Annotated in this window: 24 protein-coding genes; 11 read left to right on the top strand and 13 right to left on the bottom strand. The window is 72.2% G+C overall.

Translation table 11 applies throughout. The features are described from left to right. On the top strand, positions 1–749 hold a 749-nt coding region (locus AB0K37_RS27890), incomplete at its 5' end, for an NAD-dependent epimerase/dehydratase family protein (RefSeq protein ID WP_363985987.1). A gap of 189 nt (positions 750–938) precedes the next feature. Here the strand turns inward: AB0K37_RS27890 and AB0K37_RS27895 are convergent. Together AB0K37_RS27895 and AB0K37_RS27900 are read right to left on the bottom strand one after the other, a co-directional pair. Next, positions 939–1634 (bottom strand): DoxX family protein, encoded by a 696-nt coding sequence (locus tag AB0K37_RS27895; protein ID WP_363985988.1) that lies wholly within the window; start codon positions 1632–1634, stop codon positions 939–941. Between the two features lie 99 nt (positions 1635–1733). Further along, positions 1734–2621 carry a serine hydrolase gene (locus AB0K37_RS27900; RefSeq protein ID WP_363985989.1) on the bottom strand — a complete coding sequence of 296 codons (888 nt, stop codon included), beginning with the start codon at positions 2619–2621 and terminating at the stop codon, positions 1734–1736. Positions 2622–2747: 126 nt separating this feature from the next. Between AB0K37_RS27900 and AB0K37_RS27905 the strand changes: the two genes are divergently transcribed. From AB0K37_RS27905 to AB0K37_RS27915, 3 genes are all read left to right on the top strand, one after another. Further along, the gene (locus AB0K37_RS27905) at positions 2748–3650 is read left to right on the top strand and encodes a LysR family transcriptional regulator (protein ID WP_363985990.1); all 903 of its coding nucleotides are present in this window, start codon (positions 2748–2750) and stop codon (positions 3648–3650) included. Between the two features lie 167 nt (positions 3651–3817). Next, positions 3818–4981 (top strand): alpha/beta fold hydrolase, encoded by a 1164-nt coding sequence (locus AB0K37_RS27910; protein ID WP_363985991.1) that lies wholly within the window; start codon positions 3818–3820, stop codon positions 4979–4981. A gap of 83 nt (positions 4982–5064) precedes the next feature. Then, complete coding sequence (locus AB0K37_RS27915; protein ID WP_363985992.1) at positions 5065–6030, top strand: hypothetical protein; 966 nt, start codon at positions 5065–5067, stop codon at positions 6028–6030. A 17-nt stretch (positions 6031–6047) separates the two neighbouring features. Here AB0K37_RS27915 and AB0K37_RS27920 read toward each other — a convergent pair whose 3' ends face one another. The 3 genes from AB0K37_RS27920 to AB0K37_RS27930 form a co-directional block, all read right to left on the bottom strand. Continuing rightward, entirely contained in the window at positions 6048–7013 is a 966-nt protein-coding gene (locus tag AB0K37_RS27920; protein ID WP_363985993.1) for a pirin family protein, read from the bottom strand. Between the two features lie 432 nt (positions 7014–7445). Further along, entirely contained in the window at positions 7446–7997 is a 552-nt protein-coding gene (locus AB0K37_RS27925; RefSeq protein WP_363985994.1) for a carboxymuconolactone decarboxylase family protein, read from the bottom strand. A 75-nt stretch (positions 7998–8072) separates the two neighbouring features. Then, complete coding sequence (locus AB0K37_RS27930; protein ID WP_345183103.1) at positions 8073–8408, bottom strand: helix-turn-helix domain-containing protein; 336 nt, start codon at positions 8406–8408, stop codon at positions 8073–8075. Positions 8409–8526: 118 nt separating this feature from the next. Between AB0K37_RS27930 and AB0K37_RS27935 the strand changes: the two genes are divergently transcribed. Continuing rightward, entirely contained in the window at positions 8527–9576 is a 1050-nt protein-coding gene (locus tag AB0K37_RS27935) for a biotin/lipoate A/B protein ligase family protein (RefSeq protein WP_363985995.1), read from the top strand. A 41-nt stretch (positions 9577–9617) separates the two neighbouring features. Here AB0K37_RS27935 and AB0K37_RS27940 read toward each other — a convergent pair whose 3' ends face one another. Continuing rightward, positions 9618–11012 carry an MFS transporter gene (locus AB0K37_RS27940; RefSeq protein ID WP_363985996.1) on the bottom strand — a complete coding sequence of 465 codons (1395 nt, stop codon included), beginning with the start codon at positions 11010–11012 and terminating at the stop codon, positions 9618–9620. Between the two features lie 150 nt (positions 11013–11162). On the opposite strand from AB0K37_RS27940, the gene AB0K37_RS27945 reads away from it, so the two are divergent. From AB0K37_RS27945 to AB0K37_RS27955, 3 genes are all read left to right on the top strand, one after another. Next, positions 11163–11798 carry a TetR/AcrR family transcriptional regulator gene (locus tag AB0K37_RS27945; protein ID WP_363985997.1) on the top strand — a complete coding sequence of 212 codons (636 nt, stop codon included), beginning with the start codon at positions 11163–11165 and terminating at the stop codon, positions 11796–11798. A gap of 119 nt (positions 11799–11917) precedes the next feature. Continuing rightward, entirely contained in the window at positions 11918–13432 is a 1515-nt protein-coding gene (locus tag AB0K37_RS27950; protein ID WP_363985998.1) for a TerD family protein, read from the top strand. A 95-nt stretch (positions 13433–13527) separates the two neighbouring features. Further along, positions 13528–14190 (top strand): nitroreductase family protein, encoded by a 663-nt coding sequence (locus tag AB0K37_RS27955; RefSeq protein WP_363985999.1) that lies wholly within the window; start codon positions 13528–13530, stop codon positions 14188–14190. 16 nt (positions 14191–14206) lie between these two features. Here AB0K37_RS27955 and AB0K37_RS27960 read toward each other — a convergent pair whose 3' ends face one another. Continuing rightward, positions 14207–14839, bottom strand: coding sequence for an endonuclease (locus AB0K37_RS27960; RefSeq protein ID WP_363986000.1), 633 nt, complete (start codon positions 14837–14839; stop codon positions 14207–14209). A gap of 81 nt (positions 14840–14920) precedes the next feature. Beyond that, positions 14921–15640, bottom strand: a complete 720-nt coding sequence (locus AB0K37_RS27965; protein ID WP_363986014.1) for a ribonuclease HII — start codon at positions 15638–15640, stop codon at positions 14921–14923. 287 nt (positions 15641–15927) lie between these two features. Here AB0K37_RS27965 and AB0K37_RS27970 point away from each other — a divergent pair, with 287 nt between their 5' ends. From AB0K37_RS27970 to AB0K37_RS27980, 3 genes are all read left to right on the top strand, one after another. Beyond that, the gene (locus tag AB0K37_RS27970) at positions 15928–18486 is read left to right on the top strand and encodes an AAA family ATPase (RefSeq protein ID WP_363986001.1); all 2559 of its coding nucleotides are present in this window, start codon (positions 15928–15930) and stop codon (positions 18484–18486) included. Positions 18487–18542: 56 nt separating this feature from the next. Beyond that, positions 18543–19628 carry a winged helix DNA-binding domain-containing protein gene (locus AB0K37_RS27975; RefSeq protein WP_363986002.1) on the top strand — a complete coding sequence of 362 codons (1086 nt, stop codon included), beginning with the start codon at positions 18543–18545 and terminating at the stop codon, positions 19626–19628. 75 nt (positions 19629–19703) lie between these two features. Next, positions 19704–20399, top strand: a complete 696-nt coding sequence (locus tag AB0K37_RS27980; protein ID WP_363986004.1) for a histidine phosphatase family protein — start codon at positions 19704–19706, stop codon at positions 20397–20399. A 23-nt stretch (positions 20400–20422) separates the two neighbouring features. Here the strand turns inward: AB0K37_RS27980 and AB0K37_RS27985 are convergent, their stop codons facing one another. The 5 genes from AB0K37_RS27985 to AB0K37_RS28005 all read right to left on the bottom strand — a co-directional run bounded on the left by AB0K37_RS27985 (position 20423) and on the right by AB0K37_RS28005 (position 23649). After that, positions 20423–21271 (bottom strand): biotin-dependent carboxyltransferase family protein, encoded by an 849-nt coding sequence (locus AB0K37_RS27985; RefSeq protein WP_363986005.1) that lies wholly within the window; start codon positions 21269–21271, stop codon positions 20423–20425. Beyond that, entirely contained in the window at positions 21268–21882 is a 615-nt protein-coding gene (pxpB, locus tag AB0K37_RS27990) for a 5-oxoprolinase subunit PxpB (protein ID WP_363986007.1), read from the bottom strand. Before pxpB ends, AB0K37_RS27985 begins: the two co-directional genes overlap by 4 nt. Continuing rightward, entirely contained in the window at positions 21879–22631 is a 753-nt protein-coding gene (locus tag AB0K37_RS27995) for a 5-oxoprolinase subunit PxpA (RefSeq protein WP_363986009.1), read from the bottom strand. The genes pxpB and AB0K37_RS27995 overlap by 4 nt, the downstream gene beginning before the upstream one ends. 125 nt (positions 22632–22756) lie before the next feature. Continuing rightward, the gene (locus tag AB0K37_RS28000; protein ID WP_363986010.1) at positions 22757–23125 is read right to left on the bottom strand and encodes a hypothetical protein; all 369 of its coding nucleotides are present in this window, start codon (positions 23123–23125) and stop codon (positions 22757–22759) included. Next, positions 23122–23649, bottom strand: coding sequence for a hypothetical protein (locus tag AB0K37_RS28005; RefSeq protein ID WP_363986012.1), 528 nt, complete (start codon positions 23647–23649; stop codon positions 23122–23124). The genes AB0K37_RS28000 and AB0K37_RS28005 overlap by 4 nt, the downstream gene beginning before the upstream one ends. Positions 23650–24046: the final 397 nt, after the last annotated feature.

Consider the following 24046-nt stretch of genomic DNA (forward strand, 5'->3'; position numbering starts at 1 on the left):
GCGAGGCGGCCCCGGAGGTGGTCGTCAACGAGTTGACCGCCATCGGGGACATCGATACTCGCCATTTCGAGCGCAGCTTCGCCGCGACCGACCGGCTGCGGATCGAGGGCAACGACAATCTGCTCGCGGCCGCGCGGGCCGCGGGGGTGCGGCGGTTCGTCGCGCAGAGCAACGGTGCGTTCACCTACGCGCGGACCGGTGGGCGGGTCAAGAGCGAGCAGGACTCCCTGGATCGTTCACCGGTCGCTCCGATGGCTGCGATGATCGCCGCGGTCGAGCATCTGGAGAAGGCCGTGCTGGGCGCGGAGTGGACCGAGGGGATCGTGCTGCGCTACGGCGCGTTCTACGGGCCGGGCACCTCCATGGCGCCGGGTTCGGAGCAGCTGGAGATGATCCGCAAGCGCAAGTTCCCGGTCGTCGGCGACGGTGGTGGGGTGTGGTCGTTCGTCCACATCGCCGACGCCGCCGAGGCTACGGTCGCGGCGGTGGAGAAGGGCGGCCGCGGTGTCTACAACATCGTGGACGACGACCCGGCCCCGGTCGCGGAATGGCTGCCGGAACTGGCGGCGATGCTGGGGGCCAAGAAGCCGCTGCGCGTGCCGCGGTTCGTCGGTCGGCTGGCCGCCGGACAGGCCGGAGTCGTCCTCATGACCGAACTGCGCGGCGCGTCCAACGCCAAGGCCAAGCGCGAACTGGGCTGGCACCCGGCACACCCCACCTGGCGCCAAGGCTTCCAGCCTGTGAAGTGACTTGTTGAGCGCCGCCCCGCCCTCCATGAGCGGGCGGAGCAGTCAGAGGGTGCGCCGTCGCATCCGTCCGGGGCGCGAAATTCACTACCCCCGGTGGACGAAGACGCCTGAGAACGGGGCGGGCATCCGCTCGCGGTTCGATGGCCGCGGAGCGAGGGATCGGCTTCGGCCGGTCCCTTCTCGCCTGCCTCAGGTCGGTGTGTCGGTGTCGTCCGAGGGGCGTTTGGCCGGCTGGGTGGACGAGGTGCGGCGGCGCTGGGACGGCTTGCGGCGTCCGGCCACCAGCACGTCGTCGGGGTCGTCGGCGGGCTTGTCGGGTTTCTCGGACGGGTCCGGGGCGGGGATCGCGGGCGGTTTGGGAGAACGGCGCGGCTTCTTCGCGGGCTTCGTCTCGGCCTGGCGCAGCGACTCCACGAAGCTCGCCGCGTCCTCCTCGTCCTCGTCGCCCTGACCGGGGCGGTGGAAGCGCTTGGCGACGACCCACTGGTCGAGGGTCAGACGGCCGCCGCCGCCCGCCGCGAACAGCAGGCTGGCCATGCCGAGCGCGAGGACCAGCTCGTAGCCGTTCTGGACGGACTCGCCGTCCACCAGGAACAGGCCCTGGTCCGCGTGGACGAAGATGAACGCGCCCGCCATGTCGATGAAGAGCAGGGCCCCGGCGACCGGCAGGCCGAGCCCGACGATCAGCGCGGCCCCGCCGAGGAGTTCGACGAACGCGGAGTAGACGGCCGCGGCGGTCGGCAACGGCACGCCGAGGGCGTCGAAGGAGCGGCCCGTCGCGGTGACCCCCGCCTCGATCTTCTGCCAGCCGTGCGCCATGAAGACGATGCCCACGCCCAGCCGCGCCAGGACTGCGGCGACGTCGTACAGCGGACGAGTGCGCATGCCAGCGGCTCCTTCGGCGCGGGGGGGACGGGCCCTGGTTGACGGAGAGTATGACGGCCCCGGGGCGGATATCGCGAACATCGCAGGTGAACGGGACGCTCAGGTTTCGATGGAGGCGCGGACGAGGGCCGCGGCGACGGTTCTGCAAACGTGCTCCAGGGCCTCGACGCCGTCCCGCATGGTGGGGTCGCGTTCGGAGAGAGCGGCGAGCAGGAAGGTGCGGCCCGCGATGGCGACGATCCCGATGCTGTTGACCGTCCAGGCGCCGCCGTGCCTTTCGCGGGGGAGCCAGCCGTTCTTCACCTCGGCGTCGGTCCCCGCCGCGCCGACTCCCCATGCCTGCTCCGGCGCCACGTCCCCCATCAGGCGGCGGACGTAGCGGCGGCTCGCGGAACCGAGCGGGCTGTTCGCGGAGGTGAGGGCGGTCAGCAGCCGGATCTGGTCGGCGGCGCTCGTCGTCGTCGACCCCCAGGAGCCGCCGGGACCGGGCTCGGTGTCGCGCAGGCCGAATCTCCTGTTCGCGGAGGCCAGACCGCGCGCGCCTCCGATGGAACGCCACAACTCGCTGGCGGCGCCGTTGTCGCTGACCTTGATGGCACGCTCGGCGAGGGCCTTCTCACCGGACGTGAGTGCACGTCGCTCGTGCTGGGCCTGGAGAAGCAGCGCCATGACGATGTCGACCTTGACGATGCTGGCCGTCGCCGTGCGCAGGCCGTCGCCGTAGGAGTACGAGAGGCCGGTGGACGCCTCGCGCACCGAGATCGACAGAGCGCCGGTCCTGCCGTCCAGGTACCGGCGGAGCGCGCGGGTGAGTTCCTCGCGCTGAGATCGGGTGAGGGTGGGCGTCGTCGGATGCCGCCTCTGGGCCGGGGTCGTCGGGGCCATCGTAGGGACGGCGGGGGGCTCGTAGACGAACGCCGTCGAACCGGCCACGAGGATCGCGGTCGCGGCGAGCACCGCGCCGGCGAGGAGCGCGGCCCGTCTCATCGACGCCGTCCTGCGTCGGAATCCATGATCGGGAGTGTCGTGAGCGGGCTGTTACCTCTGCGTTAACACCCGAGATGGCGTAATAGGTGTGACACATCAGCCGCTTCGCGGTGAGAACATGAACGCATGACGGGTTCTCGCCAGCTGGAGTACTTCAGGGCGGTGGCGCGTGAGCTGCACTTCACGCGTGCGGCGGAGACGCTGCAGATCGCGCAGCCCGCACTGTCCCAGCAGATCCGCAAGCTGGAGCGGCAACTCGGCATCACCCTGTTCGAGCGCAACAACCACAGGGTCGAGCTGACACCGGCCGGGTCGGCGCTACTGGAGCACGCCGAGCGGATCCTGTCCGACATCGCGGCGGTCGAGGACGAGATGCGCGGCTGGGCGGAGGGGACGCGGGGACGGATCCGCCTCGGCGGGGCCCGCGGCCTGACGGCCCGGCTCGCGCGCCTGCTGGCGGAGTTCGCCGGGGAGTTCCCGGCGGTCGACGTGGAACTGCGGGAGATGAACACCGAGGAGATGGTCGCGGGCCTCGGCGGAGGACGCCTCGACGCGGCGACCGTCGTCCGGATGCCTCCGCAGGAGGAAGGGCGGAGGCTGGAGTCCCTCCCCCTCGGAGAGGAGCCGCTCGTCCTCATCACTTCGGTGTCGGCGCCGCTCGCGGGCAGGTACAGGGTGCCCGTCGCCGCGCTGGACGGTGTCGACCTGGTCTGCTACTCGCCGGGCTCGGTGATCCGCGAGATCGTCCTGTCCGCCTTGGCGGCCGCCGGCGCGACGGCGCGCATCCGGTTCGAGACGCGGGAGTACAGCACGGCCAGGGCCATGGCGAGCGTGGGACTGGCCGCCGCCGTCGTCCCCCGCTCGGTGGCCGAGGAGCCGGGCCAGCCGGTGAGCGTCGTCCGGCTCGAGCCCGAACCGACCTGGGCGCCGTCCCTCGCCTGGCCCGCCGGACGCCGTCCGAGCCCCGCGCTGGCCGCGTTCATCGACTTCGCGGCGCGCCGTCCGGACCTCGCCTCGATCGGACCGTGACCGCCGGCCGCCGAGGGCCGGAGCGGCTTGCCGAGTCGTCCGCGAGGCTGACGGTAATAAGGCTGAGATATGACGGCGAGCTCCACTAGGTCTTGGACATCTTGTAGCTACCGGCGCGAGCATGGAGGCGTCCCCAAAGAACGTGGACTCTTACAGAGGAGCTGGACATGAACCGTGGCGAGCGCGGGCGGCGCGAGTACGAAGGATTGATGGGGCGCAGGCCTGAGGAGGCGCTCGGTGAGGTGCTCCAGACATCCCCGCAGATGTTCGAAGCCGTGGTGGAGGGGGCGTTCGGCGGGGCGCTGGCCCGGCCCGAACTGAGCCGCCGAGCGCGCGAGCTGGCCTCCGTCGCCATCATCGCGGCCGTGGGCGGCGCCGAACGCCGCCTCGCCAGCCATGTGCGGGGAGCGTTGCGCCAGGGCATCGAGCCGTCCGAACTGCTGGCCCTGTGCGAGCACATCTCGGTTTACGCGGGATTCCCTCGCGCGCTGGACGCGCTCGCCGTCGTCAACGGCGTTCTGGAAGAGCAGGGCATGGCGAAGCCGCCGCGCATGCACCGCGTCGCGCTGGCCGACCATGAGACTGTCGTCGCGCAGAAGGGCGACCGCGGACCGGCCGTGATCCTCTCGCACTCCCTGGGCGTGGACTGGCGCATGTGGGAGCCCGTCATGGAGCGGCTGGCGAACGGCCGGCGGGTCTTCGCCTACGACTTCCGCGGACACGGCGGCGCCGCCGGGGCGCCCCGCCCGTTCACCATGGACGACCTCGCCGGGGACCTGCTCGGTGTCCTCGACGCCTTCGACGTGGACCGGGCGCACGTCGTCGGCCTGTCGATGGGCGGTGGCATCGCGCAGACCGTCGCCGTCCGCGCACCCGAACGCGTCGCCTCGCTGGCCCTGCTCGCCACCACCGACCACGCCTTCGGCGCATTCGAGGACCGAGCCCGCTCCGGTGAGGCCGACGGCGTGGAAGCGCAGATCGTCCCCACCCTGACGCGCTGGTTCACGCCCGCCGCGCTCGCCACCGACCCCTGGGGCGTCCGGTACGCGCGGGAGCGCATCCGGCGCTTCGACTCCGCCGACTGGGCCGCGGCCTGGCGGGCCTTCAAGGGCGTGGACGTCCAGGGCCGGCTCACAGGCAAGGACTTCCCGACCCTGGTGCTCGCGGGTGAACTGGACGCCTCGACGACCCCGGAGATCATGTCCGGCATCGCCGGGCGCATCCCGGGCTCGACCTACCGGCAGCTTCCCGGCACGCCGCACATGCAGACGCTCGAACGTCCCGATCTGGTCGCCGAAGCCCTCGACGAGTTCCTCCCCGCCGATCGCTAGAGCCGGCGCCCTCCCCCTTGCGGGTGAGGCGGTCGCCCCGCGCGGGGGAGGGGCGCCCGCCCGGCGGACGGCAGGCTTCGATCATGACGGGAATGTCCGGAGTGATCGGGGCGAGATGGGAAGCGGCGCGACGGCTCGGCGGGTACGGCGCCGCCGCGTCGTTGTCGCTTTATCTGGCGGTCAAGGTCGTGTGGATAGCGGCCGCGGCGTTCGGCCACGTTCCAGCGAATTTCGGCGGTGCGGACTGGATCGCGCTCAACGTGGTGACGGTCGGCATGTCCGCGACCGGGGTCGCGCTGGGGCTCGTCCTGGCGCGGGGCATGCGGTGGCGGATCCCGGCCGCGCCTCTGGTCTTCCTCACCTGGATGGGCAGCGGCTTCCTGATCCCCCTCATGCCCTACAGCCTGGTCAGTGCCCTCCTGGGCGGCGGCGGTGAGGAGGACACCGGCGGCGACGCGGCGCCGTCCTGGGAGATGACTTTCATCGGCATCGGATTCACCGGCATGGGCATCGGTCTCGCCATCGCGCTCCCCATCTACATGCGGGAACGATGGCCGACCGCCTTCCTGGGACGCCTCTCCGACCGCAACCGGACCGCCGTCCGACGCGCGCGGACGGCCGCCGTTCTCACCGCCGTGCCGACCGCCTTCTGGACGCTGTGGTCGGCGGGTGGGGAACTCGGCCTGGACCCCGCGCACCGCGACCTCGTCGACGTGAACACCCGCCTCCTCTTGGGCGACTCGGCCCTGTGGGCGCTCCTCGGCGTCTGGAGCGTCCTGGCCGTCAGCTCCGCACGCTCGGACATGCCCGCCTGGCTGCCGACGGCCATCGGATTCACCGCGTCCGGCTCCCTTTCCGCCTGGGGCGGCTGGAAACTCGCGGCCGCGCTCTTTCGCCCGGGCGGCTACACGTCCGCCGAGTATCCGATCGCGGCCATCGCCCTCAACGGCCTCGCCGTCGCAGGAGGCCTCCTGATGCTGAGCACCCTCCTGGCCTCCCTCCGCGCCTCCGCAGCGCCGCCCGCCAATGCGCAGGTCGGCAAGGGCTGAGCGCGGCGTGCGGCCGTTCAGCGAGTCCGGCCCCTCGGCTTCAGAGGTGTCGCGGGCATCGCGGGCGCCGGGATGGGGGCGCCGTCGTAGCCGCGGACGGTGCCGAAGCGGTCGCCTCCCATCCAGTCGTCGCGGGCGCGGGCTATCTCCTCTCCCGTCCGGGCGACGAAGTTCCACCACATGACGAGCTTCTCCTCGAACGGTTCGCCGCCCAGCAGCACGAGCCCGCTCGCCACGTCGGCCCTCAGGGGCAGCTCGCGGCGGCCGGATCCCAGGTACAGCATCGACCCGGGGTCCACGCGCATGCCGTCGACCTCTGTGACGCCGGACATCGTGAGCACGGCGTACTCGAAGTCCGGTTCCACGGGCAGGCGCACGTCCGCGCCGTCCGCCAGGGCGATGTCCGCCCCGACGATGGGCGTGAAGACCGTGCCGGGCGACGCGGCCCCGTCCAGTTCCCCGAGGATCACGGTGGCGCCGAACCCCGGACCGTCGACGACGGGCAGGTCGGCGTGATGCTCGAACGCCGGGTCGGTGTCCCTGTCCGAATCGGGCAGCGCCACCCAGAGCTGGGCCCCGTGCAGGACGGGCCCGTGCCCGCGCGGCGACTCCTCCGAGTGCGAGATCGCCCGCCCGGACGTCATCAGCCCGAGCTCCTTCGGCCGGACGGTCTGCAGACTGCCCAGGCTGTCGCGGTGGAGCACCTCGCCGCCGTGCAGCCAGCTCACCGTCTGCAGGCCGATGTGCGGATGCGGCGGCACCTGCATCCCCGGCTCGTCGGTGATGTCGTCCGGCCCGTAGTGGTCGACGAAGCACCAGGCCCCGACCATCCGGCGACCCAGGCTGGGCAGCAACCGCCGCACGAACGTGCTCTCGCCGAGCGGCACCCGCCGGGGCGGCAGCAGTTCATGGACCGGCCCTCCCGGAACGTCCTCCCGCCCTCCGCACTCGACCGGTTTCGGCTTGACGTCAAGATTGCTCACCAGACCACCCTCCCCGCGACGCCGCCATTCAACAACGCCCCAGCCCACCCCACCGAACCGACCCGCCAAAATCCACGTCACCACACCCGTACACAGGCCCGTGACCTGTCAGCAACGCCCCTACCCACCCCACAGAACCGGCCCGCCAGGATCCGCGTCATCACAGCACTACGCAGGGGAGGTGGCCTTTCGGCAACGTCCCCGTCCAGCTCGCCGAGTCGGCCCGCCAGAATCCGCGTCACCGCACCGGTGCGCAGGCCCGTGACCTGGCACCAACGCCCTACCCAGCTCGCCGAACCGGTCCGTCAGGATCCGTGTCGCCGTGCCGGTGCGCGGGCGCGTGTGCTGCTGCGGGGGGCTCAGGGGTCGGGTGTCGTGGAGGGGCGGCACTGCCGTATTCGGGGGAGGGCGGGGGACGTCCCCGCCCTCGGGTTACGGGGTGGGGAAGGGCGGGGCCCAGGGCTCGTTGTCGAGCTCCAGGGTGTTGATCAGTTGGCCGATGGTGCGGTACCAGCCGGCGAGCACCAGGATCTCGAGTAGTTGTGGCTCCTCGTAGTGCTCGGCGAGGGCGGTCCAGGTCCGGTCGGATATGCGGGCCGAGTCGTGGAGTTCGTCGGCCGCGTTCATCAGGAGGCGCTCCTTCGGTGACCAGGGGGCGCCGTCGCCGGACACGGTCGCCCGGAGGTGCTCCCGGGTGAGCCCGGCGGCCTCGCCGAACACCGCGGCGTGGACGCCCCACTCGTACTCGCAGCCGGTGCGGGCGCAGGTCCGGTCGATGATGATCTCTCGGTCCCGGGCGGGCAGGCGGCCGTGGGCGAGCAGCCCGGCGCCGAGCACGCGCATGCGGGACGCCAGTTCGGGGTTCCGGTGCAGGACGCGGAACAGCGCCAGAGGGTCGTGCGCGACGTCCGGCGGCATCCATCTGGCCAGGGCGGCGGCGATTTCGGGGGTGTACGGGGGATCGAGCGGCGCGATGCGGGGCACGGCGACCTCCGGAGTGCTTCGATTTTAGAAGCAGTGTGGTGCTTCGGAAAAAGAAACGCAAGGGAGTTCCGGTGGCTAGCCGGGCCCTTCGTCGAGCGCGGCGGCCCACCGGTCGGACCATCGCGACAGCGGGCGGAGGGCCTCCCGGGCGTCGCGGCCCAGCTCGGTCAGGGCGTACAGGTTCTCGGGCGTCTGGCGGACGAGGCCCGCGTCGATCAGTTCGAGGAGCCGCTGCCGCAGAACGCTGGAGGACATGGCGTCGCAGCGCTGCTGGAGGGAACGGAAGCCGAGGGGCTGGTCCTGGAGTTCCCAGACGATGCGCAGGGTCCAGCGGCGGCCGAAGAGGTCCAGGGCCGCCATCAGCGGGCGGCCCCCGGACGAGCCGCGCACCGGCCTTCCCGGTTTCGGCATGCCGCCCCCTCCTGTGGTCAGGTTCCCGGAACACTAGCCGCAGTGGCCGCCCGGCGCCGCGCCGTGGTCGCGCACGCGGCGGAATCCGGCGCGAGTCCGCGGGGTTCAGGTCTACGTGATGCACGGTGAGTACAAGGTCCCCGGCGGCAAGCTGGTCGTCGCCGACGTCGACGTCGTGGACGGTTTGCTGCGCGGCCCGAGGATCAGCGGCGACTTCTTCCTGGAGCCGGACGACGCCCTCGAAACGATCAATGCGGCCCTGGACGGGCTGCCGGCCGGGCTCGACGCCCGGGCGCTCGGGGCCCGCGTCCAGGCGGCCCTTCCGCGGGACACCGTGATGCTCGGCATCACCGCCGAGGCCGTGGGGATCGCGGTGCGGCGGGCCGTCTCGCGCGCGTCCGACTGGCGCGAGCACGACTGGCGGCTCGTCCATGAGCCGCCGCAGGACCCCGCGCTGCACATGGCCCTCGACCAGGTGCTCGCCGAGGAGGTCGGCGCGGGACGGCGCCCGCCGACGCTGCGGGTGTGGGAGTGGGCGTCGCCGGCGGTGGTCATCGGCAGCTTCCAGTCGCTGCGCAACGAGGTCGACGCCGCGGAGGCCGAGCGGTACGGCGTGGACGTGGTCCGCCGGATCAGCGGCGGCGGCGCGATGTTCATCGAGCCGGGCAACACCATCACCTACTCGCTCTACGCTCCGGAGAGCCTGGTGGCGGGGATGTCCTTCGCCGAGAGCTACGCCTTCCTCGACGACTGGGTGCTGGGCGCGCTGGGCGAACTCGGGATCAGGGCCTGGTACCAGCCGCTGAACGACATCACCTCCGACCACGGCAAGATCGCCGGGGCCGCGCAGAAGCGGCTGGCCGCCGGCGCCGTGCTGCACCACGTGACGATGGCCTACGACATCGACGCCGACAAGATGCTGAAGGTCCTCCGCATCGGCCGGGAGAAGATCTCCGACAAGGGCATCGCCAGCGCGGTCAAGCGCGTGGACCCGCTCCGCCGCCAGACCGGCCTGCCCCGCGAAGAGATCATCGACCGCATGATCGCCCATTTCCGCGGCCGCTACGGCCTTACCGACGACCGCGTGACCGACGACGAACGGCGCCTCGCCGACAAGTACGTGACCGGCAAGTTCGCCACCCCCGCCTGGACCGCCCGAGTCCCCTGATACTTCGACGCCTCTCACGGCACCGTTCCCTGCTGGTGCGGTCAGGCGGGTTGGGTGTGGGTGCAAGGGGCGGATTCCTGGACGGGGCGCCGCTGCTCGCGCTCGTGGGTTCGTTCGGGGCGCGTTACGAGGCGCCAGGCTGCCAGGGCTGCGGTGAGGTAGGCGGCTCCGACCAGTGAGAACGCGGTGGTCGCGCTGGCCGTCCAGTCGGTGGACGTGCCCAGGACGGCGCCGATGACCGCTATGCCGATGAGCGTGCCTACCTGGCGGCCCGTGTTGAGGACGGAGCCCGCGACGCCGCCGTTGCCTGGGCCCGCGGCGTCGACCATGACCGCCGTCATGGCGGGGGAGACGATGCCGCCCGCGATGCCGGTCGTCGCCAGGGCCGCGGCGGTCGTCCAGTAGGGGCCCGCCGGGGTGAGCGTGGTCAGTGCGAACGCCGCTGCGGCTGCCAGAAGGAGGGAGGCGGTCAGCAGAAGGCCGGTCGGGATGCGGGCGGACAGGTGCGCGAAGGCCAGATTGCTCAGCGGCAGGAAGACCGTCATGGGGAGGACCATCAGGCCCGCCCGGAGCGGACCGGCGCCCGTGCCGTGCTGGAAGTACAGGCCGACCAGGAAGAGCGTCCCGAAGAAGGCGGCGTTGAAGAGGAAGCCCACGGTGTTGGCGCCGGTGAAGCGCGGGTCGCGGAACAGCGCCCACGGCATCACGGTGGCGGGGGCGCGGCGTTCCCGCAGCAGGAGGAGGGCGGTGGCGCCCGGCACCACGGCGATCGCGGCGAGGACCGGGAGGGAGGTCCAGCCGCGGTGCGGTCCTTCGATCAGCGCGAAGCTCAGGGCGCCGAGGCCGGCGGCCAGCGCGGCGTGGCCGGGGAGGGCGAGCGGGGCGGGACGGCCCGGGACGGGGGCGATGTGGCGGCGGGCCAGCGCCATGCCCGCGATCGCGAGCGGCAGGTTAAGCAGGAAGATGCTGCGCCAGCCGAGCGTGCCCACCAGGAGGCCGCCGAGCGTCGGGCCGAGCGCGATCGAGGATGACACGATCGCCGACCAGAGGCCGAGCACGCGCGTGCGGCGCCGCGGGTCGGGGAAGGCCTCGACCAGCAGGGCGAGCGAGCTCGGCATGAACAGCGCGGCGCCCGCGCCCTGGACGAGCCGGGCCGCGATGAGGACCTCGATCGCGGGGGCGAGCGCGGCGGCCAGCGAGGCGGCGAGGAACACCGCCATGCCCGCCAGGTAGACCCGCCGGGCCCCGAGGCGCCCGGCGAGGCCGCCCGCGAGCATCAGCAGGGCCGCGAACGTCAGCACGTAGCCGTCGACGGCCCAGGTGAGGCGGCTCAATGGAGCGTGGAGGCGCTCCTGGACGGTCGCCCCCGCTATCTGCATGACCGTGGCGTCCACGCTCGCCATCACGAAGCCCGCGGCCAGCGCGGTGATCTTCATGGCGGGGGAGCCTCCGTGTCCGGATGCCATGATCGGTCCCTTCGTCAAGCGGACGGGTGGCGTCCGCTTCGGGAGAGGCTAGCGCAACCGGACGCGAGCTGTCCACTTAAATCGGACCGGAACTGTCCGCTTGTGGCTAGAATCCGGTTCATGAGCGGTACCAGGAGCGCGGTGGACCGGCTGCTGGACGACGGCACGGGCCGACGCCCGCGGGCCGACGCCCGGCGCAACGTGGAGCGACTCGTCGCGGCGGCGCGCGAGGCGGCCGGCGAGATCGGCGGCGAGGTCACGGCCCACGAGATCGCGCGCCGCGCCGGGGTGGGCGTCGGGACGTTCTACCGGCGCGTCAGCACCCTGGAGACGCTGCTCGAAGCGGTCCTCGCCGAGGTGCTCGGTGAGATCGTCGCCAAGGGCGACGAGGGGCTCGCCGATCCCGACCCCTGGGAGGGCTTCTGCGACTTCGCGGCGTCCTACACCCGGCTGCGAAACGAACTGTGCGACATCAACTACGCGCTGGGCGGCGGCATCGACCACGCGCGCGCGGAACTGCGCGAGCGCATCCGCCTTCTGGTGGAGCGGGCCCAGGGCGCCGGCGCCATGCGCGCCGACATCACGTGGCAGGACGTCGCGTTCCTGCTGGTATCCGTCTCCACTGGCGACCACACGGTGGGCCTGCAGGCGGGTGACCAGCAGTGGGACCGCAACCTGCGGATCGTCCTGGACGGCCTGCGCACGCCCGAACCCGCGCCGCTGCCGGGGGCGCCGCCCACCGACTCGTCCGGGTGAGGCCGCGCGAGCGAAACGGAACTCCCCCGGGGCGTCGAGCGTCCTCCTCTCATGGCGGGTCGCGGGGCCGGGCGGCTGCCCGTAGGTTGGTGACAGTCGGTCGATGACGAGGAGCGTTCATGTCGATGCAGAAGGGCGCCAACACGGCGGTTCCGGTTCCTTCGGTGCGGGTCGAGCTTGGCTGGCAGGGCGGTCCCGGCGTGCCCGACGCGGACGCCTCTGCGCTCCTGCTGGCGGAGACCGGCCGGGTCCGGTCGGACGACGACTTCGTCTTCTACAACCAGCCCGTGCACGGGTCGGGCGCCGTCAGGCACGAGGGCAAGCAGCAGGGGCCGACCGTCCGTGACGTCCTGGCGGTCGACCTGAACAGGGTCGAGCCCGCCATCGACAAGATCGTCATCGCCGCGTCCTCCGACGGTGGGACGTTCTCCAAGTTCCAGGGGCTCTACGTGCGCGTGCTGGACGCCGCGGGCGGGGCGGAGGTCGCCCGGTTCGAGAGCCCGGGCGCCACCACCGAGACCGCGTTCGTGCTCGGCGAGCTCTACCGCAGGCAGGGCACGTGGAAGTTCCGTGCGATCGGCCAGGGATACGACTCCGGGCTCGCCGGGCTGGCCACCGACTTCGGCATCAGCGTCGACGACCCCGGCCAGGCGGCGCCTCCCGCGCCCCCGCAGCCGCAGGCTCCGCCGCCCGCCCCTCCCCAGCCGCAGCCCACACCGCAGCCTCAGCCCACACCGCAGGAGCAGTACGCGCCCCCCGGCGGTCAGTACGTGCCGCCGCCGCCCGGCGGTCAGTACGCGCCCCCGCCGCCGCCTCCAGGCGGGCAGTACACGCCCCCGCCCGGGCAGTACCCGCCGCCCCCCGGCCAGTACGCGCCCCCGCCGCCCCCCGGCCAGTACCAGCCACCGGCGGAGCAGTACGCCCCGCCCGCCGGCCAGTACCCGCCGCCAGGCCAGTACGCGCCCCCGCCTCCCGCCGGGGCCACGCCGCCGCAACAGCAGGGCGGCAAGATCTCTCTGACGAAGAACGCGCCGTCGGTGTCGCTCACCAAGCACGGGGCGACGGGCGGCCACATGCGCGTCAACCTCAACTGGACGGCGCGCGAGGGCGCGGCCAAGGGGCTCCTCGGCAAGCGCCGCCGCGGCGTCGACCTTGACCTGGACCTGTGCTGCCTGTGGGAGCTGAAGGACGGCCGGAAGGGCATCATCCACGCTCTCGGCGACATGGGCGCGCTCGACCGCCCGCCCTACATCAAGCTCGACAAGGACGACCGCACCGGCGCGATCGAGACGGGGGAGAACCTCCACATCAACCTCGACCACACCGCGGAGTTCAAGCGGATCCTGGTGTTCGCCGAGATCTACGACGGCGCCGACGACTTCCGGGGCATGGACGCGGTCGCCACGCTGTTCCCGGTGGGCGCGCCGCCGATCGAGATGCGCATGAACGACTGCATGGACGCCTCCCGTGACGCGGTTCTGGCGCTCATCGAGAACGTGAACGGGGAGCTGGTCGTCCGCCGTGAGGGCCGGTACGTCCTGCCGCCGCCCGGCCGTCCGCGCTGGGGCAAGATGACGGTCGACCAGGCGTACGGCTGGAACCTGGAGTGGGTCGCCTCGCGCGGCAAGGACTGAGCACTCCCCGACGCGCGGAGTGCCGGAACGGGCCCGGGAACGTTGGCTGATGCTGACGATTGTCCCGGGCCGTGGCCGACGGTAGGAACGGTCACATGAGCACCCAGCCGCAGTACCCCGTCGTGCCGGCGCCTCGTTTCGACGTCCCGCCCGAGCGGTCGGTCGAGCGCGTCCAGACGTTCGCCGACACGATGACGCTGCGCCGCACCGTCCGGGACTTCTCCGACCGTCCGGTGCCGCGCGCCGTCATCGAGCACGCGATCCGGGCCGCGGCGACAGCGCCCAGCGGGGCCAACCTGCAGCCGTGGCGTTTCGTGGTGGTGACCGACCCGGAGCGCAAGCGGCGCCTCCGGGACGCCGCCGAGCGTGAGGAGCGGGAGTTCTACGAGCAGCGCGCCTCTCAGGAGTGGCTGGACGCGCTGGCTCCGCTCGGGACCGACTGGCGCAAGCCGTTCCTTGAGGACGCCCCCGCGGTCATCATCGTCTTCGAAGTGCACAAAGGCCCTGAGACGCCGCGTCCGTACTACGTAAAGGAGTCCGTGGGCATCGCAGTGGGGTTTCTCTTGGCCGGCCTCCACCAGGCGGGCTTGGCGACTCTTACGCACACGCCGAGCCCCATGCGCTTCCTGAACGAGGTGTGCGACCGTCCGCGGGAAGAACGCGCCTACGTCGTGATCCCCGTCGGCTACCCGGCGGACGACGCGATGGTGCCCGACATCACCCGCAAGCACATGGACGAGGTCGTCGTCTGGACGTGACGCGTGCGCGCCTCGCCTACGCCGCCTTCAGATGATCGGCCAGCTTCTTGTCCCGGGCCACCCTGACGAGCGCCGCGGTGAGCCGGGCCAGATCCTTCTCCGGCACTTGCGAGGCGAGCTTCTCGGCGTCGCTGGGCAGCCCGAGGCGTTCGGCGCCCTTCTTCACCTGGTCGTCGACGTAGGGGCGGAGCCACGGCCAGATGGCCTGCGCCTCGCGGCAGAAGATGTCCACTCCGGTGGGGCCGATGCCGGGGAACTCCCGCAGCAGCTCCGCGGCCTTCTCGGGGTCGCGTCCGGCTTCGATGGCGAGCCGCCTCAGATCGCCCTTGTACCTGTCCTCGACGATCTGCGCCACGTCGCCCAGGCGGGACGCGGTGCTCTCGTCGTAGCGGACGTAGTGGCCCCGGCCGAGCGCGTCGACGCGTTCCTGCCAGGTGAGCCTGCCCATGCCGCGTGCCGTGCCGCCTCCCGCGTCGAACAGTTCGCGGGCGGCGGCGATGGCGATGTCCGAGGAGATGCGGGCGCTCAGCAGGTTGGCCAGGACGAGCAGCTTGAACAGCGCGGCCGGCTGGTCCTTCAGGGTTATGCCGGCCTCCTCGGCGAACGTCCCGCCGGATTCCCGCAGCAGCTTCTTGACGACGGTGTCCATGGCATCCACCTCCCGTGTCTGCCGCTCTACCCGGGCCGTCGGGGATGACTCATGCACGCGCACGAGAGGGTCCACAGGAGGTCACAGCAGGCTGAGCTGTCCTTCGCCGGCGAGCGGATCGCGGTGCTTCTTCATGTGCCGCCAGCGCGGGAGGTCGTCCAGGTACGACCACGACAGCCTGTGGTGCGGCGTCGGCCCATGCTCCTCCAGCGCCTTCTGGTGAACAGGGGAGGGGTACCCGGCACTGTCGGCGAACCCGTAGCCGGGAAACTCGGCGTCCAGATCCGCCATGAGCCGGTCCCGATAAACCTTCGCCAGGACGGACGCGGCCGCTACGGTGACCGACCTTTGGTCGGCCTTGATTTCGCACCGGACGCGCCAGGGACGGCTGAGGAAATCGTGCTTTCCGTCGAGGATGACCACATCGGGCTGGACGGGCAGCGATTCCAACGCGCGGATGGCGGCGCGTCTCAGCGCGGCGGTCATGCCCAGCTCGTCGATCTCTTCCGGACTGGATGCGCCAATGGCGTGCCCGGCCAGCCAGTCAGGGAGGATTTCTGCGAATGCCTCGCGATGCGCATGCGTGAGGAGCTTGGAATCGGTCAGCGCGACCGTCTTCTTCCCGCGTCCAGGCAGGACGGGTGGCGGGCTCACGTCCGTCACTGCCGCGCACACCACGACGGGCCCCGCCCATGCGCCTCGTCCGACCTCGTCCACTCCCGCGATCACGACCGGGCGGCCGCTTCCGGACGGCGCGGCCAGCAGCTCCTCCTCGATCTCGTAGCCTGCGGCGCGCGCCACGCTCGGGGCGGCGGCGGGAGAGGGGACCAGCCCGGGTAGGGCGCCGGTGGGGTCGGTCAACGGGTCTCCTTAGAGCGGGAACGGCCTGCGCCACCGATCGTAGGGGCGCGCCGTCCCGCGCGCCCGGAAGCGGAAGCAGAGCAGAACATCTACTTCTGGACAGCACGAATGTCCTGCTCTCAGGTGCGGCTCGGGCTCTGCTTCGCACCAGGCAGGGGTCGATGTAAGTCAACGAACAGGGCGCGGGTAGTCCCGTTCCGGGCGGTCCTGCGCTTTACTCGCTCTTGATGGCTTTGTTCGGCAGGTCTCGCTCCCGCCCGGCGAAGAACGCCGCGGCGCGGGATCTTTTCGAGCGCCTGAGATGGCGCTACTTCCAGGTCGCTCCCGGGCTGAGGTTTCTGGGGGCGGTGCTGCTGGTCGCGCTTGTGCTGGTGGCGACGGTCCTTCTGGACGGGCCGATCCTCGGCGCGGCCGCGTTCACGGTGATCCTGCTGGTCGTCGTCCACCTGACACTGCGCTCGCCCACGGGCATGGCCGTCGTCGCGGTGATTCTGGCCTGGCTGGCCCTGTCGGTGCCTTTGGGCAGGCTCTACCCGGACGAAGGAAACCCGCCCTATCTGAACCCGTCGCTGCTTCTCGCCCTGCTCGCCGTGCCCGTCGCATTCGTCGCCTTCCGCCTGCGCGGATACGCGCCGTGGCGCACGACGCTTCTGGGGCTGGCCGCCGCGGGCGTGGCGACCGCGGCGTGCGCCCACCCGCTGCCGGAGGCCAGCGTCACGCCAGGGTGGCTGGCGGCACTGGCCGTTCTCGCCTACCGCTGGGACCGGGCGAGGCGAGCCGTTCCGGCGGAGGCGTACGAAACGGGCTGGGTGCAGGAGCAGGCGAGCCCGAAGGGGGACGCCATGGCAGGGCCGCGCAAGAACTCCTCTGGTCCGGAGAAGCGGGAGCGGACGGACAAGCCGAGCAGGCCCGACCGGCGTGGTTCCGGCGAGGACGGAGCCGCCACCGCCGCCCAGGCGGCGCACGACCAGCGCGCCGCGGCGCAGGCCGCCGATCCGGGCGCCGCCCCCGAGCGCAAGGCGCCGCCCGAGCGCCGGACGGAGTCGCCGGACATCTCCGTGGCGGACGCGCTCGCGGAGCTGGAGAGCATGATCGGCCTGGAGCCGGTCAAACGGCAGGTCCGCTCCATCGCCGCGTCCATCGAGGCGGCGCACATGCGCGCCGCCGCCGGGGTGCCCACCGAGAAGCCCATGCGGCACTTCGTCTTCGTGGGTCCCTCCGGCACGGGCAAGACCACCGTCGCCCGCGTGCTCGCCAAGATCTTCTACGCGTTCGGGCTGCTGCCCGAACCCGCCCTGGTCGAGGCCCACCGCGCTGACCTCGTCGGTGAGTTCCTGGGTGCGACGGCCATCAAGACCAACCGGCTCGTCGACTCCGCTCTGGGCGGCGTCCTGTTCATCGACGAGGCGTACAGCCTGGTCAACTCCGCGGAGGGGCAACCCGACCGGTTCGGCGACGAGGCCGTCCAGACCTTGCTCAAGCGAGCTGAGGACGACCGCGACAACCTCGTCATCATCCTGGCGGGGTACGAGACCCAGATGGCGGAGTTCCTCGACTCCAACCCTGGGCTGGCCTCCCGTTTCGGCACGCGCGTGCTCTTCCCGTCCTACCGCCCCTCTGAGCTGCTGCAGATCGCCGACTTCCACACCGCTCTGCGCGAGGACAGGCTCGACGCCGAGGCCCGCCGGAGGCTCGCCGCCCGATTCGAAGAGGTCGAACGGCGCGGCATCATCGACGACCTGGGCAACGGCCGGTTCGTCAGGTCGCTGGCCGAGGCGGCGGCGCGCGCGCGGGACGTGCGCGTGGTCGAAGCCGTCTCGTCGTCGGGCGCACCGGCCAGACCCACCGCCGACGACCTGGTCACCGTGCGCGCCGAGGACGTGGAGACCGCCTTCGCCGAGGTCACCGAGCGGTTCCGCGGCTACGCCGAGACCCCGACCCTGGACGAGGCGCTCGGCTCCCTCGACGCGATGATCGGGCTGGAGCCGGTGAAGCGGCAGGTCCGCGAGATCGCCGCCCAGTTGCAGGTGGCCCGGATGCGGCAGGAGCAGGGCCTGGTCACCCGCCCGCCGACCCGCCACTTCGTGTTCACGGGCCCGCCGGGCACGGGCAAGACCACCGTCGCGCGTGTTCTCGGCAGCATCTTCGCCGCGTCGGGGCTCCTCGCCCGCCCGGAGGTGGTCGAAGCCCAGCGCGCCGACCTCGTCGGCGAGCATCTCGGCGCGACGGCGCTGAAGACGAACAAGATCGTCGACTCCGCCCTCGGAGGCGTCCTGTTCGTCGACGAGGCGTACGCGCTGAGCAACTCCGGCTACTCGGGCGGCGACGCGTTCGGGGCGGAGGCGGTGCAGACGCTGCTCAAGCGGGCCGAGGACGACCGCGACCGCCTCGTCGTCATCCTGGCCGGATACGACGCCGACATGACCCGGTTCCTGGCCTCCAACCCTGGGCTCGCCTCCCGGTTCGACGTGCGCGTGGACTTCCCCTCCTACGGGCCGGACGAACTGCTCCGCATCGCCCAGCTCATGGCCGAGCAGGGCGGCGACCAGTGGGAGGAGCGCGCCCTGGACGATCTGGCCCTCGTGTTCCAGCGCGCATGCGGAACGGGCCGGATCGACGAGCTGGGCAACGGTCGCTTCGCCCGCTCCATGTACGAGAAGGCGTGCGCGTGCCGGGCGCTTCGGGCGGCACGGCTCGGGTCCGCGGCGACCGCCGCCGACCTGACGCTCCTCACCACCGACGACGTCCGGGACGCCTTCGCCGAGCTGTCCCACCGCCTCGCCTGACCCGCCGCCCGGGGGGCGCCTCATGGAATGTCGGTGAGCCGCGATGTAATCGGCGCATGGCCTCGGTGACGTGGAAGCAGGTCCTCGCCTGGCGGATGCGGCGGCAGTTCGTCGAGCAGCCGGAGGACGTGCCGGCCCTGGAGATCGCCCGGCGGCTGGCGGGCGTGCAGGCGCAGGTGGCGTCCGCCGCCGAGCTCGCCGTCGCGGTGCGCCGGCGGACGCCCGTCTCCGGCGAGGTGACACGGGCCCTGCTGGACGATCGGACGCTCGTCAAGACGTGGGCCGCGCGCGGCACCCTGCATCTCCTGCCCGCCGACGAGGCCGCCGCCCATCTCATGCTGTGCTCGTCCATCCGCAACTGGGAGAAGGGCACCTGGCAGCGGACCTTCGGCGCCACGCCGGCCGACCTTGAGGCGATCGCCGCTGCCGCCGCCGACGCGTTGTCGGACGGGGCGGCGCTCACCCGTGAGGAGCTCACCCGGGCCGTCGTCGACGAGACGGGCTCACGGCACCTGGCCGAGGTGCTCGGGTCCGGTTGGGGCACTCTGCTCAAGCCGCTGGCCTGGTGGGGGGTGCTCTGTTACGGGCCGCCCCAGGGCACCAAAGTCACCTTCGCCTCTCCGGAGCGATGGCTCCCGGGCTGGGCGGGCCTGCCCTCTATGGAAGAGGCCGCCCGTACCGTGATCCGCGCCTATCTGGGCGCCCACGGGCCCGCGACCCCCGAGATGTTCGACAACTGGCTGATGCGCAAGCAGAGCCGGAAGAAGGACGTCAGGGCGTGGTTCGCCGCCGCCGAGGAAGGGTTGTCCTCTGTCGAGGTCGAAGGCGTCTCCATGTACGTCCTTGACGAGCACAGGGACGAACTCCTCGACACCGCGCCCACCACGTCCGTCCGGCTGCTCGGTGGTTTCGACCAGTACATCCTTGGCGCCGGGACAGGCTCGGCCTACCTGGTGCCGGCCGAGCACAAGAGCCAGGTGAGCCGAGCAGCGGGATGGATATCTCCGGTCGTCCTGCACGAAGGCCGTGTCGCCGGTGTCTGGGAAGCCGCCGACGGCGACGTGACCGTGACCCCGTTCGAGGACATCCCCGCTGCGCCGCTGAAGGAGGAGCTGAACCGCCTGGCCCCGTTGCTGGGCTGACGCGCGTCCCCGTTGATGCGAGGCGACCGAACCCCGCCGCCGTCCGGTACGGATCGGCCGTCTAGGGTGCGCAGAGTGGACCAGCGGGAAGAGCCGACCGAGTATCGGCAGACGCCGTACAAGGCGCCGGACGGCGCCACCGAAGTCCTTCTCATCAGGCACGGCGCTTCCGCGCCGGCGCGCCCCGACAGGCCGTTCCCGCTCGTGGACGGCCACGGCGACCCCGAACTCGCGCCCGAGGGGCGGGAGCAGGCGGAGCGGGTCGGTGAGCGGCTCGCCGGCGAGCGCCTCGACGCCATCTACGTGACGCCCCTGCGCCGCACGTCCCAGACGGCGGCGCCGCTGACCCGCCGCCTCGGGCTGGAGCCCCGGGTCGAGCGGAACCTGCGCGAGGTCCACCTCGGCGAGTGGGAGGGCGGTCTCTTCCGCAAGATGGTCGCCGAGAACGATCCGGTGGCGCAGCGGATGTTCGCCGAGGAACGCTGGGACGTCATCCCGGGGGCGGAGAGGAACGAGGCGTTCGCCGCGCGCGTCGAGGAGGGGCTCGTCCGGCTCGCGGCGGCCCACGCGGGCGGGCGGATCGCCGTGTTCACCCACGGAGGGGTCATCGCCCAGGCCCTCGCGGCCGCCACCGGCGCCAGGCCGTTCGCGTTCCTCGGCGCGGACAACGGCTCGATCTCACGGCTGGTCAGGCTGGGCGTCCTGTCGTCGCTGCGCGGCTTCAACGACGTCTCGCACCTGGACTGGTCCGTCCCGGCACCGCTGACCTAGACACCGGGCGGCACGGAGGCGGGCTAGAGCCGGAAGCGAAGCCTCTGCCCCGGGCGCAGCTGCGCGGCGTCGGCCACGGCGGCCGAGGCGAGCACGGCGACCACCGGGTAGCCGCCGGTGGTCGGATGGTCGGCCAGGAAGATGATGGGCAGCCCGCTGGGCGGCACCTGGAGCGAACCGATGACCATGCCCTCGCTGCCGAGTTCGCCGTCGCGCGCCCGTTCGAGGGGCGGCCCGTTCAGGCGGACGCCCACGCGGTTGCTGTCCGGCGACACCTCGTAGAGCGCGGACGTGAGCGTTGCCAGTGCGTCTTGGGCGAACCAGTCGTCACGCGGACCGGGCAGGATCCGCAGGCTCGGGATCTCCGGCATGACCGCTGTGGGCACGACATCCACATTGATGTGATGCAGGCCCGTCGGAGAGCCGACCGGCAAGCGGTCACCTGGCGCGAGCGGCGCCGGGCCGAGGCCCGACAGTAGGTCGGTCGAACGGCTGCCCAGCACTTCGTCTACGGCGATACCGCCTCGCACGGCGACGTAGCTGCGGAGCCCGGACGTGGGTGCGCCGAGTTCGACGACGGCGCCTCCCGCCACGAAGCAGGGCGCGTTCATCCCGTGAGGGCGGCCGTCGACGCGCAGCGTCACCGGGGCGCCGGTCACCGCGATCCAGGCGTGGCGGCGGAAGCGCAGGGCGGCGCCGCCGAAGGTGAACTCCACGCCCGCCGCGCCCTCCGGGTTGCCCACGAGGCGGTTGGCCAGCCGGAACGCGCGCTGGTCCGCGGCCCCGGACCGGGGGACGCCGAGATGCGCGCGACCGGGCCTGCCGAGATCCTGGACGGTCGCCAGCGGGCCGGGCCGCACGACCTCGATCAAGAACGCTCCTCGGGGACGAACCGCACCCGCGTCCCCGGCCGGAGCAGGGACGGCGGATCGCGCGACACGTCCCACAGCGGCAGGCGGCTGTGGCCGAGCAGCCGCCAGCCGCCCGGCGACCGGGACGGGTACACGGCCGCGTACGGACCGGCCATCGCCACCGAACCGGCCGGGACGGCCTTCCTCGGTGAGGCGCGCCGTGCCACGTGCAGCGCCGGATCCAGCCCCGACAGGTAGCCGAAGCCCGGGGAGAAGCCCAGATAGGCGACCGTGTACGAGCCGGCGGAGTGCCGCCGGACGACCTCCTCGCGCGACAGTCCGGTGAGGGAGGCGACCTCGTCGAGGTCCTCACCGTCGTAGACGACGGGTATCTCCAGCGGCTCGGCGTCGCTCACCACGTCGTCGGCCAGGCGCAGTCGCGGGAGTCGCGCGGCCAGACCGCCCAGGTCGGCGGAGCGGTCCGCCACCACCAGGACGGTCCGTTCGCCGGGGACGACGTCCACGACACCAGGCAGCGGGACGCTCCTGAGGGCGGCGTCCATCCGGTGGGCGGTCGCCAGGTCTCCGGTCTCCACGAGCAAGGCGGTGTCGCCGACCCGCCGCACCTTCACGCGAACGATTCCAGGGTGACGCCCGCTCCGGACAGCGCGGACCGGACGGACCTGGCGAGGACGACCGCGCCGGGGGTGTCGCCGTGCACGCATATGGAACGGGCCTTCAACGTGACCTCGGTGCCGTCCACCGCGACGACGGTGCCGTCCACGGCCATCCGCACCGCGCGCTGCGCGACCGTGTCAGGGTCGTGGACGACCGCCCCGGGCTCGCGTCGGGACACGAGCGCGCCGGACGGCGTGTAGGCGCGGTCGGCGAAGCACTCGGCGACGACGGTGAGGCCGTCGGCGACGTCATGCACCGCGGAGCCCGGAAGGGTGAGCAGGGGGAGCGACGGATCGTAGGCCCGCACCGCGTCGGCCACCGCGCGCGCCTGCACGGGGTCACGCGCGACCCTGTTGTAGAGGGCGCCGTGCGGTTTCACGTACGCCACACGTCCGCCTTCCGCGCGCGCGATGCCGTCCAGCGCCGCGAGCTGGTACAGGACCTCGGCGGTCAGCTCCGGGGCGTCCACGTCCATCTCCCGGCGCCCGAAGCCGGCGAGGTCCCAGTAGGAGACCTGCGCGCCGATCGTCACCCCGCGCTCGACCGCCGCCGCGCACACCCGGCGCATGATCAGCGGATCGCCCGCGTGGAACCCGCACGCCACGTTCGCGCTCGTGATGACGTCGAGCAGCGCCGAGTCGTCGCCCAGCTTCCAGACCCCGAACCCCTCGCCGAGGTCGGCGTTGACGTCGATGACCGTCATGCCCCACAACCCGTCATGCTCGACAACCCGTCATGCCCGACAACCCGTCATGCCCGACAACCCGTCATGCCCGACAACCCGTCATGCCCCGCGACCCGTCATAGCCACTGCCGCCGATTCCGTGCTCAGACGGTCTCCTCGCGCAGGTCCTCGACCTCGTGCCGGGACGCCCACGCCTGGTACACGCCCCGGTCGAACGGCTCCAGGCCGAGCCGCTCCGCCACCGGGACCTTGCCGCCGCTGTACTCCACGCGCAGCCAGCCCTCGTGCTCGCCGAGGACCACGAACGGCTCGCCGCGCCACGTGCAGTGTGTGGTCACGTACTGGAGGCGGTCGACGTCGGCCAGGGGCACCACCTGGACGTACCGGTCCGGGGAGACTTGCCTGAACCCCTCGGCGTCCCGTGTGGCGTAGAGGCGCACCCGGTCGCCGTCGGGGCTCGCCTCGTACTCGGCGCCCCGCCAGCCCGCGTAGTAGCCGTGCCGGATGCTCACCCCTGGCCTCCCGGCAGTTTCACGAGCCATCTGCGCAGGTCGGCGTCGTAGCTCGCCACGAGGGTGACCCTGCCCTGCGCGTCGAGGCGGTGCATCTCGGCCTCGTGCGGCAGGCGCTGGCTCTCGACCTTGAACTCGGGGATCGCGGGCCCGTCGCCCGGCGCGTACCCCGACCCGGGGAACGGCGCCTTCTCGATGACCCAGCCGCCCGGGATGATGCCCATGCTCCACTCGTCGATGCCGCCCAGCGGGCGCCGGAACAGGGCGGGCTTCACGGCCGGCCAGCGGATCACGAAGATCTGCTCATCGGCGGGCGCGAACGGCGACCCTTCGTACACCAGCCCCAGGGCCCGGATCAGCGCGGCGGGGGTTTTCAGCTCCTGAACGTCCTGGAACCGGTGCACGTAACCGGCGACCAGGTCGTAACCGCCTTCCAGATAGTGCTGCACATGCTCGGGCCGCACGGCCTTCTGCATCACCACGACCTGGGATGCGTCAGCGGGCCCCTGCGTCTGGGGCTCCATGCCGCGGGCGCCTGACGGGGCCCGGGCCCCGCGTTCCACGATGCTGGGTGCTCTCTCTGCGCGGGTCTGCGTGCCGGCAGGGGAGGGCGGCGCGGCCGGGACGCTCTGCTTCCGGGTATCCGTGCTCGGTCGCCTGGGGTCTGTGCGCGGTTGCGGGACGTCGGCCCGTGCCCGCTCCCGCTGTCCGTAAAGCGGCGCAACGGGAAGGCCCTGCGGATCGACGGGCGTCTCCCGGGCCGCCGAAGGTTCCTTCGCGACAGGTCTTTCTCTGGGGACAGGCGTCTCCCTGGTCGCCGGGGCCTGCCCGGCGGCGGGAACCTCGGGCCGCGGCGGGGCCGGGGGCGGCGGAGGCGCCGGGGGCGCCTGGGGCGGAGCGGGCGGACGCTGGACGGGCGCG

The sequence above is a fragment of the Actinomadura sp. NPDC049753 genome (genome assembly GCF_040674655.1).
Lineage (GTDB): Bacteria > Actinomycetota > Actinomycetes > Streptosporangiales > Streptosporangiaceae > Spirillospora > Spirillospora verrucosospora.

Excerpts from the sequence above, each read along its gene's own strand:
- AB0K37_RS27905 (WP_363985990.1), top strand. The coding sequence starts at position 2,748 with ATGACGGGTTCTCGCCAGCTGGAGTACTTCAGGGCGGTGGCGCGTGAG.
- AB0K37_RS27975 (WP_363986002.1), top strand. The coding sequence starts at position 18,543 with ATGGCCTCGGTGACGTGGAAGCAGGTCCTCGCCTGGCGGATGCGGCGG.
- AB0K37_RS27995 (WP_363986009.1), bottom strand. The coding sequence starts at position 22,631 with ATGACGGTCATCGACGTCAACGCCGACCTCGGCGAGGGGTTCGGGGTC.
- AB0K37_RS27960 (WP_363986000.1), bottom strand. The coding sequence starts at position 14,839 with ATGGACACCGTCGTCAAGAAGCTGCTGCGGGAATCCGGCGGGACGTTC.
- AB0K37_RS27900 (WP_363985989.1), bottom strand. The coding sequence starts at position 2,621 with ATGAGACGGGCCGCGCTCCTCGCCGGCGCGGTGCTCGCCGCGACCGCG.
- AB0K37_RS27940 (WP_363985996.1), bottom strand. The coding sequence starts at position 11,012 with ATGAAGATCACCGCGCTGGCCGCGGGCTTCGTGATGGCGAGCGTGGAC.
- AB0K37_RS27950 (WP_363985998.1), top strand. The coding sequence starts at position 11,918 with ATGTCGATGCAGAAGGGCGCCAACACGGCGGTTCCGGTTCCTTCGGTG.
- AB0K37_RS27915 (WP_363985992.1), top strand. The coding sequence starts at position 5,065 with ATGACGGGAATGTCCGGAGTGATCGGGGCGAGATGGGAAGCGGCGCGA.
- AB0K37_RS27955 (WP_363985999.1), top strand. The coding sequence starts at position 13,528 with ATGAGCACCCAGCCGCAGTACCCCGTCGTGCCGGCGCCTCGTTTCGAC.
- AB0K37_RS27895 (WP_363985988.1), bottom strand. The coding sequence starts at position 1,634 with ATGCGCACTCGTCCGCTGTACGACGTCGCCGCAGTCCTGGCGCGGCTG.
- AB0K37_RS28005 (WP_363986012.1), bottom strand. The coding sequence starts at position 23,649 with ATGGAGCCCCAGACGCAGGGGCCCGCTGACGCATCCCAGGTCGTGGTG.
- AB0K37_RS27930 (WP_345183103.1), bottom strand. The coding sequence starts at position 8,408 with ATGCCGAAACCGGGAAGGCCGGTGCGCGGCTCGTCCGGGGGCCGCCCG.
- AB0K37_RS27970 (WP_363986001.1), top strand. The coding sequence starts at position 15,928 with ATGGCTTTGTTCGGCAGGTCTCGCTCCCGCCCGGCGAAGAACGCCGCG.
- AB0K37_RS27935 (WP_363985995.1), top strand. The coding sequence starts at position 8,527 with ATGCACGGTGAGTACAAGGTCCCCGGCGGCAAGCTGGTCGTCGCCGAC.
- AB0K37_RS27945 (WP_363985997.1), top strand. The coding sequence starts at position 11,163 with ATGAGCGGTACCAGGAGCGCGGTGGACCGGCTGCTGGACGACGGCACG.
- AB0K37_RS27910 (WP_363985991.1), top strand. The coding sequence starts at position 3,818 with ATGAACCGTGGCGAGCGCGGGCGGCGCGAGTACGAAGGATTGATGGGG.